This is a genomic window from Bifidobacterium sp. LH_424 (genome assembly GCF_056356895.1).
On record NZ_JBKEVC010000003.1, the window covers coordinates 73,574 to 86,402 of the forward strand.

Annotated in this window: 12 protein-coding genes; 5 read left to right on the forward strand and 7 right to left on the reverse strand. The window is 66.5% G+C overall.

Annotated elements, in window-relative coordinates; translation table 11 throughout:
• The first annotated feature begins 194 nt into the window (after positions 1–194).
• The 4 genes from AC1AYP_RS04340 to AC1AYP_RS04355 all read left to right on the forward strand — a co-directional run bounded on the left by AC1AYP_RS04340 (position 195) and on the right by AC1AYP_RS04355 (position 5,728).
• Positions 195–1,619 carry an LCP family protein gene (locus AC1AYP_RS04340; RefSeq protein ID WP_476546856.1) on the forward strand — a complete coding sequence of 475 codons (1,425 nt, stop codon included), beginning with the start codon at positions 195–197 and terminating at the stop codon, positions 1,617–1,619.
• 178 nt (positions 1,620–1,797) lie between these two features.
• Positions 1,798–3,372 carry an LCP family protein gene (locus AC1AYP_RS04345; RefSeq protein ID WP_476546857.1) on the forward strand — a complete coding sequence of 525 codons (1,575 nt, stop codon included), beginning with the start codon at positions 1,798–1,800 and terminating at the stop codon, positions 3,370–3,372.
• A gap of 206 nt (positions 3,373–3,578) precedes the next feature.
• Positions 3,579–5,321, forward strand: coding sequence for an FtsK/SpoIIIE domain-containing protein (locus AC1AYP_RS04350; protein ID WP_476547011.1), 1,743 nt, complete (start codon positions 3,579–3,581; stop codon positions 5,319–5,321).
• 128 nt (positions 5,322–5,449) lie between these two features.
• The gene (locus tag AC1AYP_RS04355) at positions 5,450–5,728 is read left to right on the forward strand and encodes a WhiB family transcriptional regulator (protein ID WP_034526413.1); all 279 of its coding nucleotides are present in this window, start codon (positions 5,450–5,452) and stop codon (positions 5,726–5,728) included.
• Positions 5,729–5,859: 131 nt separating this feature from the next.
• On the opposite strand, the gene AC1AYP_RS04360 is transcribed toward AC1AYP_RS04355, so the two are convergent.
• Positions 5,860–7,350 carry a sensor histidine kinase gene (locus AC1AYP_RS04360; protein WP_476502147.1) on the reverse strand — a complete coding sequence of 497 codons (1,491 nt, stop codon included), beginning with the start codon at positions 7,348–7,350 and terminating at the stop codon, positions 5,860–5,862.
• Between the two features lie 143 nt (positions 7,351–7,493).
• On the opposite strand from AC1AYP_RS04360, the gene trhA reads away from it, so the two are divergent.
• Positions 7,494–8,390: a PAQR family membrane homeostasis protein TrhA gene (trhA, locus tag AC1AYP_RS04365; RefSeq protein WP_476546859.1), complete on the forward strand. Its 897-nt coding sequence runs from the start codon at positions 7,494–7,496 to the stop codon at positions 8,388–8,390.
• A gap of 100 nt (positions 8,391–8,490) precedes the next feature.
• On the opposite strand, the gene AC1AYP_RS04370 is transcribed toward trhA, so the two are convergent.
• The 6 genes from AC1AYP_RS04370 to AC1AYP_RS04395 all read right to left on the reverse strand — a co-directional run bounded on the left by AC1AYP_RS04370 (position 8,491) and on the right by AC1AYP_RS04395 (position 12,758).
• A complete protein-coding gene (locus tag AC1AYP_RS04370; RefSeq protein ID WP_476502145.1) occupies positions 8,491–8,973 on the reverse strand; it encodes a GreA/GreB family elongation factor in 483 nt (160 codons plus the stop codon).
• A gap of 121 nt (positions 8,974–9,094) precedes the next feature.
• Positions 9,095–9,499, reverse strand: a complete 405-nt coding sequence (locus AC1AYP_RS04375; protein WP_476502144.1) for an FKBP-type peptidyl-prolyl cis-trans isomerase — start codon at positions 9,497–9,499, stop codon at positions 9,095–9,097.
• A 153-nt stretch (positions 9,500–9,652) separates the two neighbouring features.
• Positions 9,653–11,113 (reverse strand): L-serine ammonia-lyase, encoded by a 1,461-nt coding sequence (locus AC1AYP_RS04380; protein WP_476546860.1) that lies wholly within the window; start codon positions 11,111–11,113, stop codon positions 9,653–9,655.
• A 52-nt stretch (positions 11,114–11,165) separates the two neighbouring features.
• Entirely contained in the window at positions 11,166–11,735 is a 570-nt protein-coding gene (locus AC1AYP_RS04385; protein ID WP_476546862.1) for a cadmium transporter, read from the reverse strand.
• Between the two features lie 49 nt (positions 11,736–11,784).
• Positions 11,785–12,009 carry a hypothetical protein gene (locus AC1AYP_RS04390; RefSeq protein WP_476532785.1) on the reverse strand — a complete coding sequence of 75 codons (225 nt, stop codon included), beginning with the start codon at positions 12,007–12,009 and terminating at the stop codon, positions 11,785–11,787.
• A 527-nt stretch (positions 12,010–12,536) separates the two neighbouring features.
• The gene (locus AC1AYP_RS04395) at positions 12,537–12,758 is read right to left on the reverse strand and encodes a hypothetical protein (protein ID WP_476546863.1); all 222 of its coding nucleotides are present in this window, start codon (positions 12,756–12,758) and stop codon (positions 12,537–12,539) included.
• Positions 12,759–12,829: the final 71 nt, after the last annotated feature.

Below are 12,829 nucleotides of genomic sequence, written 5' to 3' on the forward strand. Positions count from 1 at the left end.
TTACACACATGCGGTTTGGCTTTTGTCAAGTGGAGCCGTGTCAATGCCACAGTTCGGACGTCCGATGTGGTATAAGCCCGTTCCCTTGGTTTTCCAACGGAACGGCGCCCGTCCCTCTCCGTCTTCAGGATGCTTTTCGTCCGCATGCCGTACAATCGAGAGGATTTTTGTCTCCGACAGGAAGGTTTGCGTCCGTGGGCTCGAAGAGATCCGGCAACGATATCCCCAACGTGAACGGATGGGGAGACCGCTCCCCCCGTCATAGCGTGGCGTTCCGCATCCAGCACAAGCTGCGCGACACCGTGATCTGCGTGGTCGTGGCGGTGCTCGTGTTCGCGGGCACCGCGGCCGGCGCGACGCTGCTGGACATCAACGGCACGATCGCCGACCAGGCGGTCGGCGTGATCCCGCAGAACGGGAACTCCGCGTCGAACTCCGTCGTCGATCCGAACGCCGGCAAGTCGCTGGAGATCCTCATCCTGGGTCAGGACACGCGCGACGGCGGCAACAGCGCCATCGGCGGCTCCGGCGGCGACCTGGACGGCACGCACAACGCGGACACGACGATGGTCATGCAGATCTCGGCGGACCGCAAGTACATCAATCTCGTGTCCATCCCACGCGACTCGCTCGTCGACGTGCCGAGCTGCGAGACCTCGAACGGCACGGTGGGCGCCCAGTACAACGTGATGTTCAACTCGATCTTCGCCTCCGGCTACAGCCAGGGCGGCGACCTCGCCTCGGCGGCCAGCTGCACGATGAACGCGGTGAACTCGCTGACCGGCCTCAACATCCAGAACTTCATCGTCGTCGACTTCAACGGCCTCAAGAGCATGATCGACGCGGTCGACGGCGTGGACCTGTGCATCCCCTCGGACATCTCCGACGACTACACGGGCACGTACCTGAACAAGGGCTGGCAGCATCTCGACGGACTGGCCGCGACCCAGTACGCCCGCATGCGCCACGGCGCCGGCGACGGCTCCGACGTGCAGCGCACCACCCGCCAGCAGTACCTCGTCAAGCAGCTGCTCAACCAGGCGCTGCAGAAGAACATGCTCACCCAGTCCGGGCAGCTCTACCAGCTCGCGAAGGCCGCGCTGAAGTCCCTCAACATCTCCAAGGGACTGGCGAACACGACGACGCTCGCCGGTCTCGCCATGAGCCTCAAGGACCTCAAGGTCTCCAACTTCTACACGCGCACCGTGCCCGTCGTCGAGGCCCCGACCGACGCCAACCGCGTGGTGTGGGGCGACGACGCGGACGCGCTGTGGGCCAAGATGCGCAACGGCGAGCCGTTCGTCTCCCAGACCACGGAGACCTCCACGGACTCCGGCCAGTCCGGTCAGTCCAACGGATCGTCCGCCGACCAGGGCGCGGCCGCTCAGGGCTCCACGGACCAGCAGGGCACCGAGCAGCAGGGCACCGAGCAGACCCAGTCCGCCAACACGAAGGTCGCCGACGGCGTCGAGCAGGACGCCTCGGGCCAGTACATCGACACCGCCACCGGCGGCGTCATCGACACGGAGACCGGCATCATCAAGGACGCGGCCAGCGGCCAGGTGATCGGCGTCTCCGAGGCCTACCTCAACAACGTGGCCTGCCCCGTCAAGCAGTAGTCCACGCCGGAACCGGCGTGTTCCGGCGAAAGGCCCCGCGGCGCGATGCGCGTCGCGGGGCCTTTCGCATGTGCCGGAAATGAGAAAATACCAGACGCCCGGCCCCCATCCGCGCCACGATGTGTAACAGTGTCATAGGTTCAGACAACAATCATCCGATCAGGCACGGGGAGGCGGCATGACGCAGGAAGACGAGGGCTCACGTTCCCAAGGGGTTCCTCCGAGCTTCATCCCCGCCGCCGCCCGCCGCCGCCCGGCGGCCGAAGGCGTCCCGGGATTCGCCGCCAAGCCCGCGTCGTTCACGCCTCCGGCCGCCGCCTCGTTCACGCCGGCCGCGTCGTTCGCACCGGCCTCGTCCGGCGGCACGCCGCCGAGCTTCACGCCGGTCCCGTCGCGCGCCGAGGCGCGTCATGCGCAGCCCCGGCAGTCCCAGTATCCGGCCCCCGCCTCGTTCACCCCGCGTTCCAGCGCATCGGCGTCCGTGTCCTCGCTCGGGTCGTCGGCCGCGCCGTCACGGGTCCCGCGGTCGACGGCCGCGCCGCGATCGACGTCATCGGCCGCCGCCTCCGGCCACGATCATGAGCAGTCCCCGCGCAGCTTCTCCCCCGCGCCGACACGCGCCGCACGCCGGTCGACGGGTTCCAGCAGTGTCGCCGGCACACGCCGACCGGGCGAGGGCGCGGCACGCGCCGCACGAACGGATCGCCCCTCGTCCATGAGACGGGACGCGGGAGACCGCGACGGTCTGCAGCACGCGGGGACCGCACGGGCCATGCGGACCATGCGCCGCCGACGCCACCGCGCCCCGCACATCGTCCTCGGCGCGCTCGCCGCGCTCGTCATCGCGCTCATCCTCTCCGTATTCGGCGCATGGCATTGGGTGGACTCCCGCCTCGCCAAGGAGGACGGGTGGCTCACCTCGGCCGCGAACACGTCGGCGACGACATGGCTGATCCTCGGCTCCGACGAGCGCGACGGCACCGCCGGCGGCAGCGCCGACGACACGCCGGGCTTCCGCACGGACACGATCCTGGTGCTCATCAAACCGAAGAACGGACCCAGCTCGCTCATCTCCATCCCGCGCGACTCGCTCACCCAGGTGGACGGCACCTACATGAAGATCAACGCCGTCGCGCAGCTCAGCGGCAACCAGGCGCTCGTGAGCACCGTCGAGCAGATCACCGGGCAGAAGATCGACCACATCGCCAAGATCAAGTTCGGAGGCCTCACGACCGTGGTCGACGCGGCCGGCGGCGTGAACCTGTGCTACGACGAGACGGTCCAGGATCCGTACTCCGGACTGAACTGGCAGGCCGGATGTCATGTGGCGGACGGCACGACGGCGCTCGCGTTCTCCCGCATGCGCTACTCGGACGCGAACGGCGACTTCGGACGCGCCCAACGCCAACGTCAGGTGATCTCGGCGATCGTCTCGAAGATCTCCTCCAAGGAGGTGCTGGGCAATCCCGCCAAGGCGATGAAGGTCGCGGACGCGGGCCTCGCCGCGGTGACCTTCGATTCGAAGACCTCCCCCGCCACGCTGATCGACATGGCGCTGACGTTCAAGGCGGCCACGGGCTCCGACGGCGTGACCGGCAGCGTCTATTGGACCGACCCCGACTATCAGGTCGACGGCGTCGGATCATCGGTCCTGCTGGACGACTCGAAGAACCTCGAACTGTTCTCCGAACTCGCGGGAGGCACGCACAAGGCCGGAACGGTCGGCACCCTCGCGGAGGCGGAGAACGGCTGACAGTTCCCGCACGACGAATCGCCCTTGCCACCTCTCTCCCCGCCCCTCGTCCCCGGATTTGTGAAGATTTCCGGGGGCTCCATCCACATTGCCCGTGGAGGTTGCACGCGACGCGCCCGCTCCCGGACACTGGGGGCATGACACGGAGAACCCCATCGCGCGGCAGGGCGGCCGACGATCCCGCGCGCCGCGAGGAGCGCCTGACCATGGTGGCGACGGCGGCGCCGCTCGCCGCCCAGATCGTCATGCTCGCCGTGCTGCTGGTCATGCGCCGCTGGATGTTCGCACTGATGCTGGCGCCGTCGATCATCGGATGCGTCGCCGTGCTGCTCGTCCAGCACGCGCGGAACCGGAACCGGGACCGCGACCCGTCGGGCATCGGCGCCGACGACCGCGCACGGCGCGAGGCGATCGACGACGGCACGGAGCTGGACCTGCTCGAACCGGTGCCGCTGGAAGGCCTGCTCGCGCTGCTTCCGTCCGACGACGCGCTGCCCTGGCGGACGATCGCACGGAGATGGCTGGAACCGCGCACGCTGGACGTGCCGGTCGGCGTATGCGCCGACGGTGTGTTCCGGTTGGATCTGGAACGGCAGGGGCCGCACGCGCTGGTGGCGGGCACCACAGGCTCGGGCAAGTCGGTGCTGCTGCAGAGCTGGTGTCTGGCGCTCGCCTGCCGCAACACGCCGGATGACCTGCGGTTCGTGTTCCTGGATTTCAAGGGAGGGACGGCGTTCAAGGAGCTGGAACGGCTCCCCCACTGCATCGGCAGCGTCTGCGACCTGGACCTGAAGCACGCCACGCGCGCCCTGCACGCCATCGAGGCGGAGCTCAGACGCCGCGAACGCCTCGTCTCGGACGCGCACGCGCAGGACGTCGGATCCATGGGGACCGACGCGCCGCCCCGCATCGTCATCGTGGCGGATGAGTTCCACGCGCTGAAGGACCAGCTGCCGGACATGGTGGACCGGCTGGTGCGCATCGCCTCGCTCGGCAGGGCGCTCGGCATGCACGTGATCGCCTGCACGCAGCATCCGGCCGGACAGGTGTCCGCCGACATGAAGGCGAACATGTCGCTGGGACTGTGCCTGCGCGTGCGCGACGGCGTGCAGTCGACGGAAATCATCGGCTCGACGAAAGCCGCACGCATCCCGCCGTCGCTGCCCGGCGTGGCGTACTGCAGCGACGGCGAGACGGTCGTCCCGTGGCGTTGCGCCGCCGCGCGGGACATCCCGCGGATCGTGGACGCGGTGGACGCCGCCGCGCGTCTGCACGGTTCGATCCCGCCGCCCGCGCTCTTCACCGCGCCGCTGCCGCGACGCGTGGATGCGATCACCGCGTCCCCCGGCGACGACGGCGTGCCGTTCGCCCTGCGCGACGACGGCGTGTCGCTCCACGTCGCCCGTCTGCCGTTGGACCGCGGCAACATCGGCGTGATCGGGCAACATGGCCGCGGCAAGACGAATCTGCTCGACGTGGTCCGGCTTCGTCTCCTCGCGGACACCGGAGCCGACGCGCCGGCCGTGCGCCTCACCGTGCGCGACGGGGACGGCCATCACAGCCGGATGCTGCGTGGGGACGCCCGCGGGACAGACCCCGCCCTTCCCCGGTCCGCCCGTCCCCGGCTCGTCTGGCTCGTCGATGACGCCGGCCCCCTGTTCGACCCGTTCGGCGATGACCCGCTGTGCGCCGAGCTGCGCGGGGCGCTGACGGACCACCATGTCACCGTGGTGTTCGCGGCCGATACCAGCCGGCACATCCGCATCCCGGAGCATTGCGCGATCCGCGTGGTGTTCCCCACCGGCGACCGCGCCACCGACCAGATGAACGGCATTCCCGGCGACCTGTGGACGTCGTTCGACCATGACGACATGGTGCTGCCCGGGCGCGCGGTCCTCATCGACCATGCACGCGCCGCGCCGGTGCAATGCGCGCTGGCCGGCGGCTGACGGGTCCGCCGCGCCGGCGTGCGCCGCGTTCCTTCATCTCTTTGGCGAAAAGTCTTGAAAATGACGTGCGAACGTGCTTATGTATATGAAGACAGGATGTAGAGGGCTCGGACAGGAGTGTAACGACGATGAGCAGTGCTTACGATTGGCGCGCCAAGGCCGCGTGCCGCGACAAGGATCCGGAGTTGTTCTTCCCGGTAGGCAACACGGGTGCCGCATACCAGCAGATCGAAGAGGCCAAGGCCGTGTGCCGCACCTGCAAGGTGATCGACGCATGCCTCAAGTGCGCGCTCGACACGAACCAGGATTATGGTGTCTGGGGCGGCCTGAGCGAGGACGAGCGTCGCCAGCTCAAGCGCAAGGCGATGCGTCTGCGCCGCTCGCAGGCCATGCAGATGCAGATCTGAGATTCGCATCTCCCCCGTGGTTCCCGCGTCATACGAGAACCACGGCTTTCCGCTTGCATATGATGAGGCCCGGCTTCCCGTGGGGAGCCGGGCCTCGTCATATGTCCGGACCGTCGCCCGTCGCCCGAACGTCACTCGGTCTGGGCGGCGCGCAGCTTCATGTCGAGCACCACGCGGGTGCCGCCGTCGCGACGCGGCTCCCAGCGCACGGTGCCGCCGAAGTCGTTCGTCACGAACGTGTTGATGATCTGCGTGCCCAGGCCCGAGCCGGAGGAACGCGCCATGCCGCCCTGGGCCTCCGTGTCGATGCCGGTGCCGTCGTCCTCGACGATGACGCTCAGGTTCGAGCCGGAACGTCCCACCGAGATGGTGATGTGGCCTTCCTTGCGCCCCTCGAAACCATGCTCGACGGAATTCGTGATCAGCTCGGTGAGCACGAGCGACAGCGGGGTCGCGTCCTGGGCGGGCATCATGCCGAACTTGCCGACGAAGTCGATGTCGATGTGCTGGTCGCGCATCGTGGCGACGTCGACGGCCATCTTGAGCAGGCTGGCGATCACCTTGTCGAAGTCGACGACCTCGTCGACGGTCTGGCTCAGGCCCTCGTGCACCATGGCGATGGTCTGCACGCGGCGCTGCGCCTCCTTGAGCTCCTTCTTGACCTCCTCCGACTTGGTCTTGCGCGCCTGGAGGCGCAGCAGGGCGGAGACGGCCTGCAGGTTGTTCTTCACGCGGTGGTGGATCTCGGAGATCGCCGCGTCCTTGGTCTGCAGCTCCTGTTCGCGGCGGCGCAGCTCGGTGACGTCGCGGCACAGGACGATGCCGCCGGTGCGGCCGTTCATGTCGTACAGGGGCAGCGAGCGCACCGACACGGCGGAACGGTCCGTGGTGATCTCGGAGTCGACGGCGGCCTTGCCGCTGAGCACGAGCGGCAGCTGCTCGTCGACCTGCTCGTTCTGTTCGCGCAGCAGGTCGGCGCCGAGCTCGCTCAGGTAATGGCCCTGCATGGTGGTGAGCAGGCCGAGGCGACGGAAGCAGCTGATCGCGTTCGGCGAGGCGTAGCGGACGATGCCGTCCATCGTGAGCACGATGAAGCCGTCGGCGACACGGGCCATATGGCGCTGGCTCATCACCGAATCGGAGTACGGGAACTGGCCGCGCGGGATCATCTCGTACAGCTGCTTGCCGGCGTTGATGCTTTCGGACTCGTAGCGGCCGTTGGATTCGCGCGTCGCCATGTTGGTCTCGCGCACGACGAGGCCGAGCGTCTTGCCGTTGTGGCGCACGGGCGCGTACACGTTGCACACGGTGGACTTGCCGACGGTCCTCAGCACGGTGGACCGGAACACGACGGCCGACTGCATGGCGGCATCGAGCTCGCCGGTCATCGCCTCGGGCATGATGTCGCCGACGACGTCGTCGGTGCGCAGCGTCATCACGGTGGAGGGACGGCATTGTTCGGCCACGACGTAGCGGCCGTCGCCGTTCTGCATGATGAGCAGGAGGTCGGCGAAGCTCAGGTCGGCGATCACCTGCCAGTCGGCGACGAGCTGGTGCAGCCATTCCCTGTCCCTGTCGTCGAGGTCCGGCCGCGTTGCGAGTATCTGGGAGAAATCTGCCATGGCCCCCATCATACGCAACGCCGCGTCCTTCGCGACGCCGGCCTTCCGCCCCGGCAAGGCTTGACTTCGCCGTAACCTACGCTATCGTAGGTTACGGTAACGTAAGTACCGGATACGTCAATCATGAAGGGGCCGGAGGCGGCATGGCATACACGGGGAAGCTGACGGACGAACAACTCAGGGAGAAACGGCAGGCGGTCGTCGACGCCCGCGAGCAGGCGTTGAAGGCGCGCGCCGACGCGGCACGCAGCAAGGCCGAGCTCAAGGCGCAGGAGATCCGGCTCAAAGCGGAGGCGAAGGCCAAGCACGTCATCGCCAAGGGCGAGGCCAAAGCGCTGAAGCTGGAGGGCATCGCGCCGGCCGAGGTCGAACGCAAGATCCGCCTCGACGTGCATGGACGCCCGAAGCCGGCCATGCGCGGCTGGATCCACGCGGTCGCCTCGCCGCTGTCGCTGGCCGCAGGCATCGTGCTCATCTGCCTCGCGCAGGGGGCGGGCCTCAAATGGGCGTGCGCCGTGTTCATGACGGCCTCGCTCGTGCTGTTCACGAACTCCGCCTGCTACCATCTGGGCGATTGGAGCCCGCACGTCACCGACGTGCTGCGCCGCATCGACCATGTGAACATCTTCCTGCTCATCGCCGGCACCTACACGCCGGTCTCGTTCGCGCTCCAGCCGTTCTGGCGCAACTTCATCATCATCTCGATGTGGACGTGCACGGCCGTGGCGATGATCATCCACGTGATCTGGATCTCCGCGCCGCGATGGCTGTACACGATCGTCTACATCGTCTTCGGCATCTACGGACTCGCGTTCATGGCGCTGTTCTGGCGGTCGCCGTACGCGGGTCCCGCGGTCGTGATCCTGCTGTGCGCGGGCGGCGCCTGCTACATCCTCGGCGCGATCGTCTACGCGCTGCGCAAGCCGGATCCGTGGCCGCGCGTGTTCGGCTTCCACGAGATCTTCCATTGCGGCACCGTCGCCGGGTACGCCTGCCACATGGTCGCCATCTACATGGTGATCGTGGCGTTGTGGGTCTGACCCGGATCCGAGCGACACCGGACACGGCAGCCGGATACACGAAGGCCCTCGGATTCCCAATCGATTCGATCCGGGAATCCGAGGGCCTTCGCTATCACGCTCACACGAGCGGCTTGGACTCCTTGATGGTCACGGAGATCTCGCGGCCGTTCGGCGCCTTGTAGCTCACTGTGTCGCCGGCGGAGGCGCCGTTGATGGCGGCGCCGATCGGGGATTCGGGGCTGATGATGTCGTGGTCGGTGGCGATCGACAGGTCGCGCGTGCCGAGCACGAACACCTTCTCGCGGCCCATGATGTCGAGCGTGACGAGGGAGCCGTCGCCCACCTTGCCGGCCGGCGGGGCGGTGAGGATCTTCGCGTGACGCAGCTTGACGGTGAGCTCGTCGATGCGGCCCTGGTTGACGCGCTGCGCCTCGCGGGCGGCCTGGTAGCCGCCGTTCTCGCTCAGATCGCCCTCCGCGCGCGCGGCGGACACCTTGGCGAGGATCTCGTCACGGTACTCGCCCTCACGCCAGGCGAGCTCCTCCTTCATCTTGTCGTACGCCTCCTGCGTAAGCAGGATGTCCTTGTCGTCTTCTGCCATGTCGCTTCCTTATCCTCCCCGGCGCGCGTCACGCGCACGGGGATGCTGTGAATGTCTGTCGTGGATATGCGAAAGCGCCGGTCATCCCCGGCGCTTCCTGAAGAATCCGCTGCCGCCGTACTCAGCGCGTGGAGATGATGTCGATCACGAACACGAGCGTGTCGCCGCCGCCGATGCCGGCCTGCGGGACGCCGCGCGAACCGTAGCCGTACTCCGGCGGGATGGAGACGATGAGACGGGAGCCGACGTTGTGGCCCGGCACGGTCTGGTCCCAACCCTTGATGACCTGGCCGACGCCGATGCCGAAGCTGGCCGGCTGGTGGCGGTTGAAGCTGGAGTCGAACGGCTCGCTCTTGCCCCACACGACGCCGTGGTAGTTCACGGTGACGGTGTCGCCGCGGCGGACAATCGGACCGTCGCCCTCCACGACCTCGACGACCTTGAGACCGGCCGGCGCCTCGGCGGTCGGGAACTCGATGACGGGCGTGGTGCCGAACTCGGCCTGCACGGTGGGCATATCAGCCATGGGCTGCCTCCTATCTCACGGGGCGCGCGTCCCACACGACGCACGCCCGCATACGGAACATCATCCTCAATCGGACACAATGCCGACCATACTAGCACCACCGGCGCGCGGCAATCGGCATTCGCCCACTTCGGCGGTCGACGTTCGACCGTCTCAGCATTCGACCACGTTGACGGCGAGGCCGCCCTTCGAGGTCTCCTTGTACTTGGCCATCATGTCCTCGCCGGTCTCCTTCATCGTGCGGATCGCCTGGTCGAGGCTCACGATGTGCGAACCGTCGCCGAGCATGGCCATGCGCACCGCGTTGATGGCCGTGTTCGCCGCCATCGCGTTGCGTTCGATGCAGGGAATCTGCACGAGGCCGCCGACCGGGTCGCAGGTCAGTCCCAGATTATGCTCGATGCCGATCTCGGCCGCGTTCTCCACCTGTTCGGGAGTGCCGCCCATCACGGCGGCGAGTCCGGCGGCGGCCATCGAGCAGGCGGAACCCACCTCGCCCTGGCAACCGACCTCCGCGCCGGAGATCGACGCGTTGCGCTTGAACAGGTAGCCGATCGCGCCGGCGGTGAGCAGGAACGTCACGACGCCCTGCTCGTTCGCGTCGTCGACGAAATGCCAGTAATAGTGGAGCACGGCGGGGATGATGCCGGCCGAGCCGTTGGTGGGGGCGGTCACGATGCGCCCTCCCCCGGCGTTCTCCTCGGAGACGGCGAGCGCGAACAGGTCCACCCACGCGGCGTCGGAGCTTTCGAGCACGGCGTCATGGCGCTGCCGGTCACGGCGCAGCACGTCGGCGTTGGAGGCGAGACGCGCGTACATCTTCGGCGCGCGGCGGGGCACGTCGAGGCCACCGGGCAGCACGGGCTCGGTGGACGAGCAGCCGTGGTTCACGCATTCGCGCATGACGCGCCACACGTTGTCGATGGCGGTGCGCACCTGCACGCCGGAGCGTGTGGCGGTCTCGTTGGCCCACACGAGTTCGGCGATGCTCAGATGGTGTTCGCGGCACAGGTCGACGAGTTCGGCGCAGGAGGAGAACGGGTAGGGCGCGTCCGGGCCGAAGTCGGTGGACGCGGACTCGTCCTCGTCGGCGAACGCGGTGCCCTCCGGCGGCCGCTCGTGGATGCCGATCATCAGGTCGTCCGGGTGCCCTTGGCGGATGAAGCCGCCGCCGATCGAATACCAGACCTGCTCGTCGACGAGACTGCCGGCCGCATCGAACGCCTGGAACCGCATGCCGTTGGGATGCGCCGCCATGCGCTTCCACTGCTCGAAGACCATGTCCTTGTCGTAGTGGAATCCGATACGCTTCTCCCCGGCGAGGTTGAGCGTGTCGTCGAGCGCGCAGGTCTCGCGGATCCGCAGCATGTGCTGCGTGTCGACGGTGGCGGGCACGTTGCCTTCGAGTCCGGCCATGACGGCGCGGTCGGTGCCGTGGCCGAGTCCGGTGAGCGCGAGCGAGCCGTACAGGGTGACCTTGATCCGGTCCGTGCGTTCGATGAGCCCGTCGTCGCGCATCGAGACGACGAACGCGTGCGCGGCGGACATCGGCCCCACGGTGTGCGACGAGCTGGGGCCCACGCCGATGGAGAACATGTCGAGGACGCTGAACATGGGAATTCCTCCTGTCTGCCTATCCTGTCTGACTATCTGGGCTGTCGACCGGCTACCTGCCGAGCGCGGAGAACATCATCACCGCGCACACGAGGCCGAGGGCGGCGAGCGCGATCTGCGCGACGAGCAGGCCGATCGCGGCCTTGTGTCTGGCGGCGAGCTTCGGACCGTGCGTCTGGCCGAGCATGGTGGCGACGAAGCCGAACACCGCGTAGTTGACGGCGACGGCGGCCACGTCCCCGTTGGAGAGCACGACGCCGTTGAGCGGCTGGTCGAGCGAGTTCATCACCGAGGTCATCACGAACAGGCCCCAGATGCCGTAGCCGATCGCGCCGATGACGCCGTAGGCGATGGGCTTGAACTTGTCGCGCATGCGCAGGGTGAACGATTCGACGCACCACAGGATCGCGAAGCCGACGACGTACGTGTAGGCGACGGCGACGAACGTGACGACGAGCGCCCACGGCACGAGCGAGGCGACGTTGCCGATCATCGTGAGGTAGAAGCCCGAGCAGGCGATCGCGCCGACGGTGAGCGCGGCGCCGACGATGATGTTCTGCGCGAGCATGATCGGCAGCCCGGTCGTGGTGTCCTTGTCGACGTGGCTCCAGCTGGACGGCATGACGTTCCTCTCCTTCACGGGTGTGCTGTGGTCGGGACGGGGAACGAGCCTAGCCGCCGTATGTTTCGGCGGTTTGTTTCCGGATGATGACGAACGATGGCGGACGATGGAAGTGCCCCCGCAGGGATTCGAGCATATCGAGCTTCAGACAACAGACACCGCCAAGCTCCATACTTGCAGCCAGACAGATGTACTCACACTGACCGGCAACATCCTGCCATTCGGTTTCCTGACCATCATTATTCGTAAACCCAGTCGTCAGTAAGGTAGTCACCTTTTCCTGTGGTGCTGGCGGGGAGGTCCCCGCTTTTTCTTTTCTCTAAATCATTCCTGGTCTTGCAGAGACGTACGTGAAGTAGAGCAACGTGGGAACACCGAAGGAGCTTGTAATGGAAAAGCATGTAGGCGCACTTTTAGGTGCACAAGCCGACACGGGCAAAAGCACTCCTGAGGTGTGCAATAGACCTAGGTCCAATCGGCCAGTCAGAGCTACAAGGAGGAGGAACTCCACCCGCGCGGGACGGACCCGGAGCAAATGGGGATCGGTCATAGCAAGACTGGATTCTGACGGACAACTGTATGCGTGGCAGGTCCGGTATAAGAACCCGATCGACCCTAGTAAGAAAGTACAACGTCAGTTCAAACCGGAATTCAAAGCGGAGGCATATCGATGACTTGATGAGGAGCATGAGCTCGTCATCAAGCATGAGAAGGGCATCAAGCAATGGGCTCATCCGACCGAACGGGCTAAAGCCGAAGCCGCGCTTCAGATTACATTCGGTGATTTTATCCGAAACGAATTCATCCCCGGATACCGTAAATCCGATGGAACGCCTTTGGCCGGGTCATCGAAACGGAACCTGAGAGCGGATTGCTGATCTGTTGGCTTTCGATTTCCTTCCCGATCAGCATGATGCTTACGTGTTGCAACAGGCCATTCTGGAAATCGTCATGCAGACTTCGAAGCTGGAAGAATCCAAGATTGAACTGGAGAGAGCCTTGGCTCTGGCAGAATCCTCTCATGCCTTCCCCATATTGGTCAAGGACGGAGCATAAGAAACAATCCCGCTTCCTATTCCAGATGTCACGGAAGT

Bases quoted from the DNA above. Each gene is read 5' to 3' on its own strand.
- AC1AYP_RS04345 (WP_476546857.1), top strand. From the start codon at position 1,798: ATGACGCAGGAAGACGAGGGCTCACGTTCCCAAGGGGTTCCTCCGAGC.
- AC1AYP_RS04385 (WP_476546862.1), bottom strand. From the start codon at position 11,735: ATGCCGTCCAGCTGGAGCCACGTCGACAAGGACACCACGACCGGGCTG.
- AC1AYP_RS04380 (WP_476546860.1), bottom strand. From the start codon at position 11,113: ATGTTCAGCGTCCTCGACATGTTCTCCATCGGCGTGGGCCCCAGCTCG.
- AC1AYP_RS04370 (WP_476502145.1), bottom strand. From the start codon at position 8,973: ATGGCAGAAGACGACAAGGACATCCTGCTTACGCAGGAGGCGTACGAC.
- AC1AYP_RS04355 (WP_034526413.1), top strand. From the start codon at position 5,450: ATGAGCAGTGCTTACGATTGGCGCGCCAAGGCCGCGTGCCGCGACAAG.
- AC1AYP_RS04360 (WP_476502147.1), bottom strand. From the start codon at position 7,350: ATGGCAGATTTCTCCCAGATACTCGCAACGCGGCCGGACCTCGACGAC.
- AC1AYP_RS04395 (WP_476546863.1), bottom strand. From the start codon at position 12,758: ATGAGAGGATTCTGCCAGAGCCAAGGCTCTCTCCAGTTCAATCTTGGA.
- AC1AYP_RS04375 (WP_476502144.1), bottom strand. From the start codon at position 9,499: ATGGCTGATATGCCCACCGTGCAGGCCGAGTTCGGCACCACGCCCGTC.
- trhA (WP_476546859.1), top strand. From the start codon at position 7,494: ATGGCATACACGGGGAAGCTGACGGACGAACAACTCAGGGAGAAACGG.
- AC1AYP_RS04350 (WP_476547011.1), top strand. From the start codon at position 3,579: ATGGTGGCGACGGCGGCGCCGCTCGCCGCCCAGATCGTCATGCTCGCC.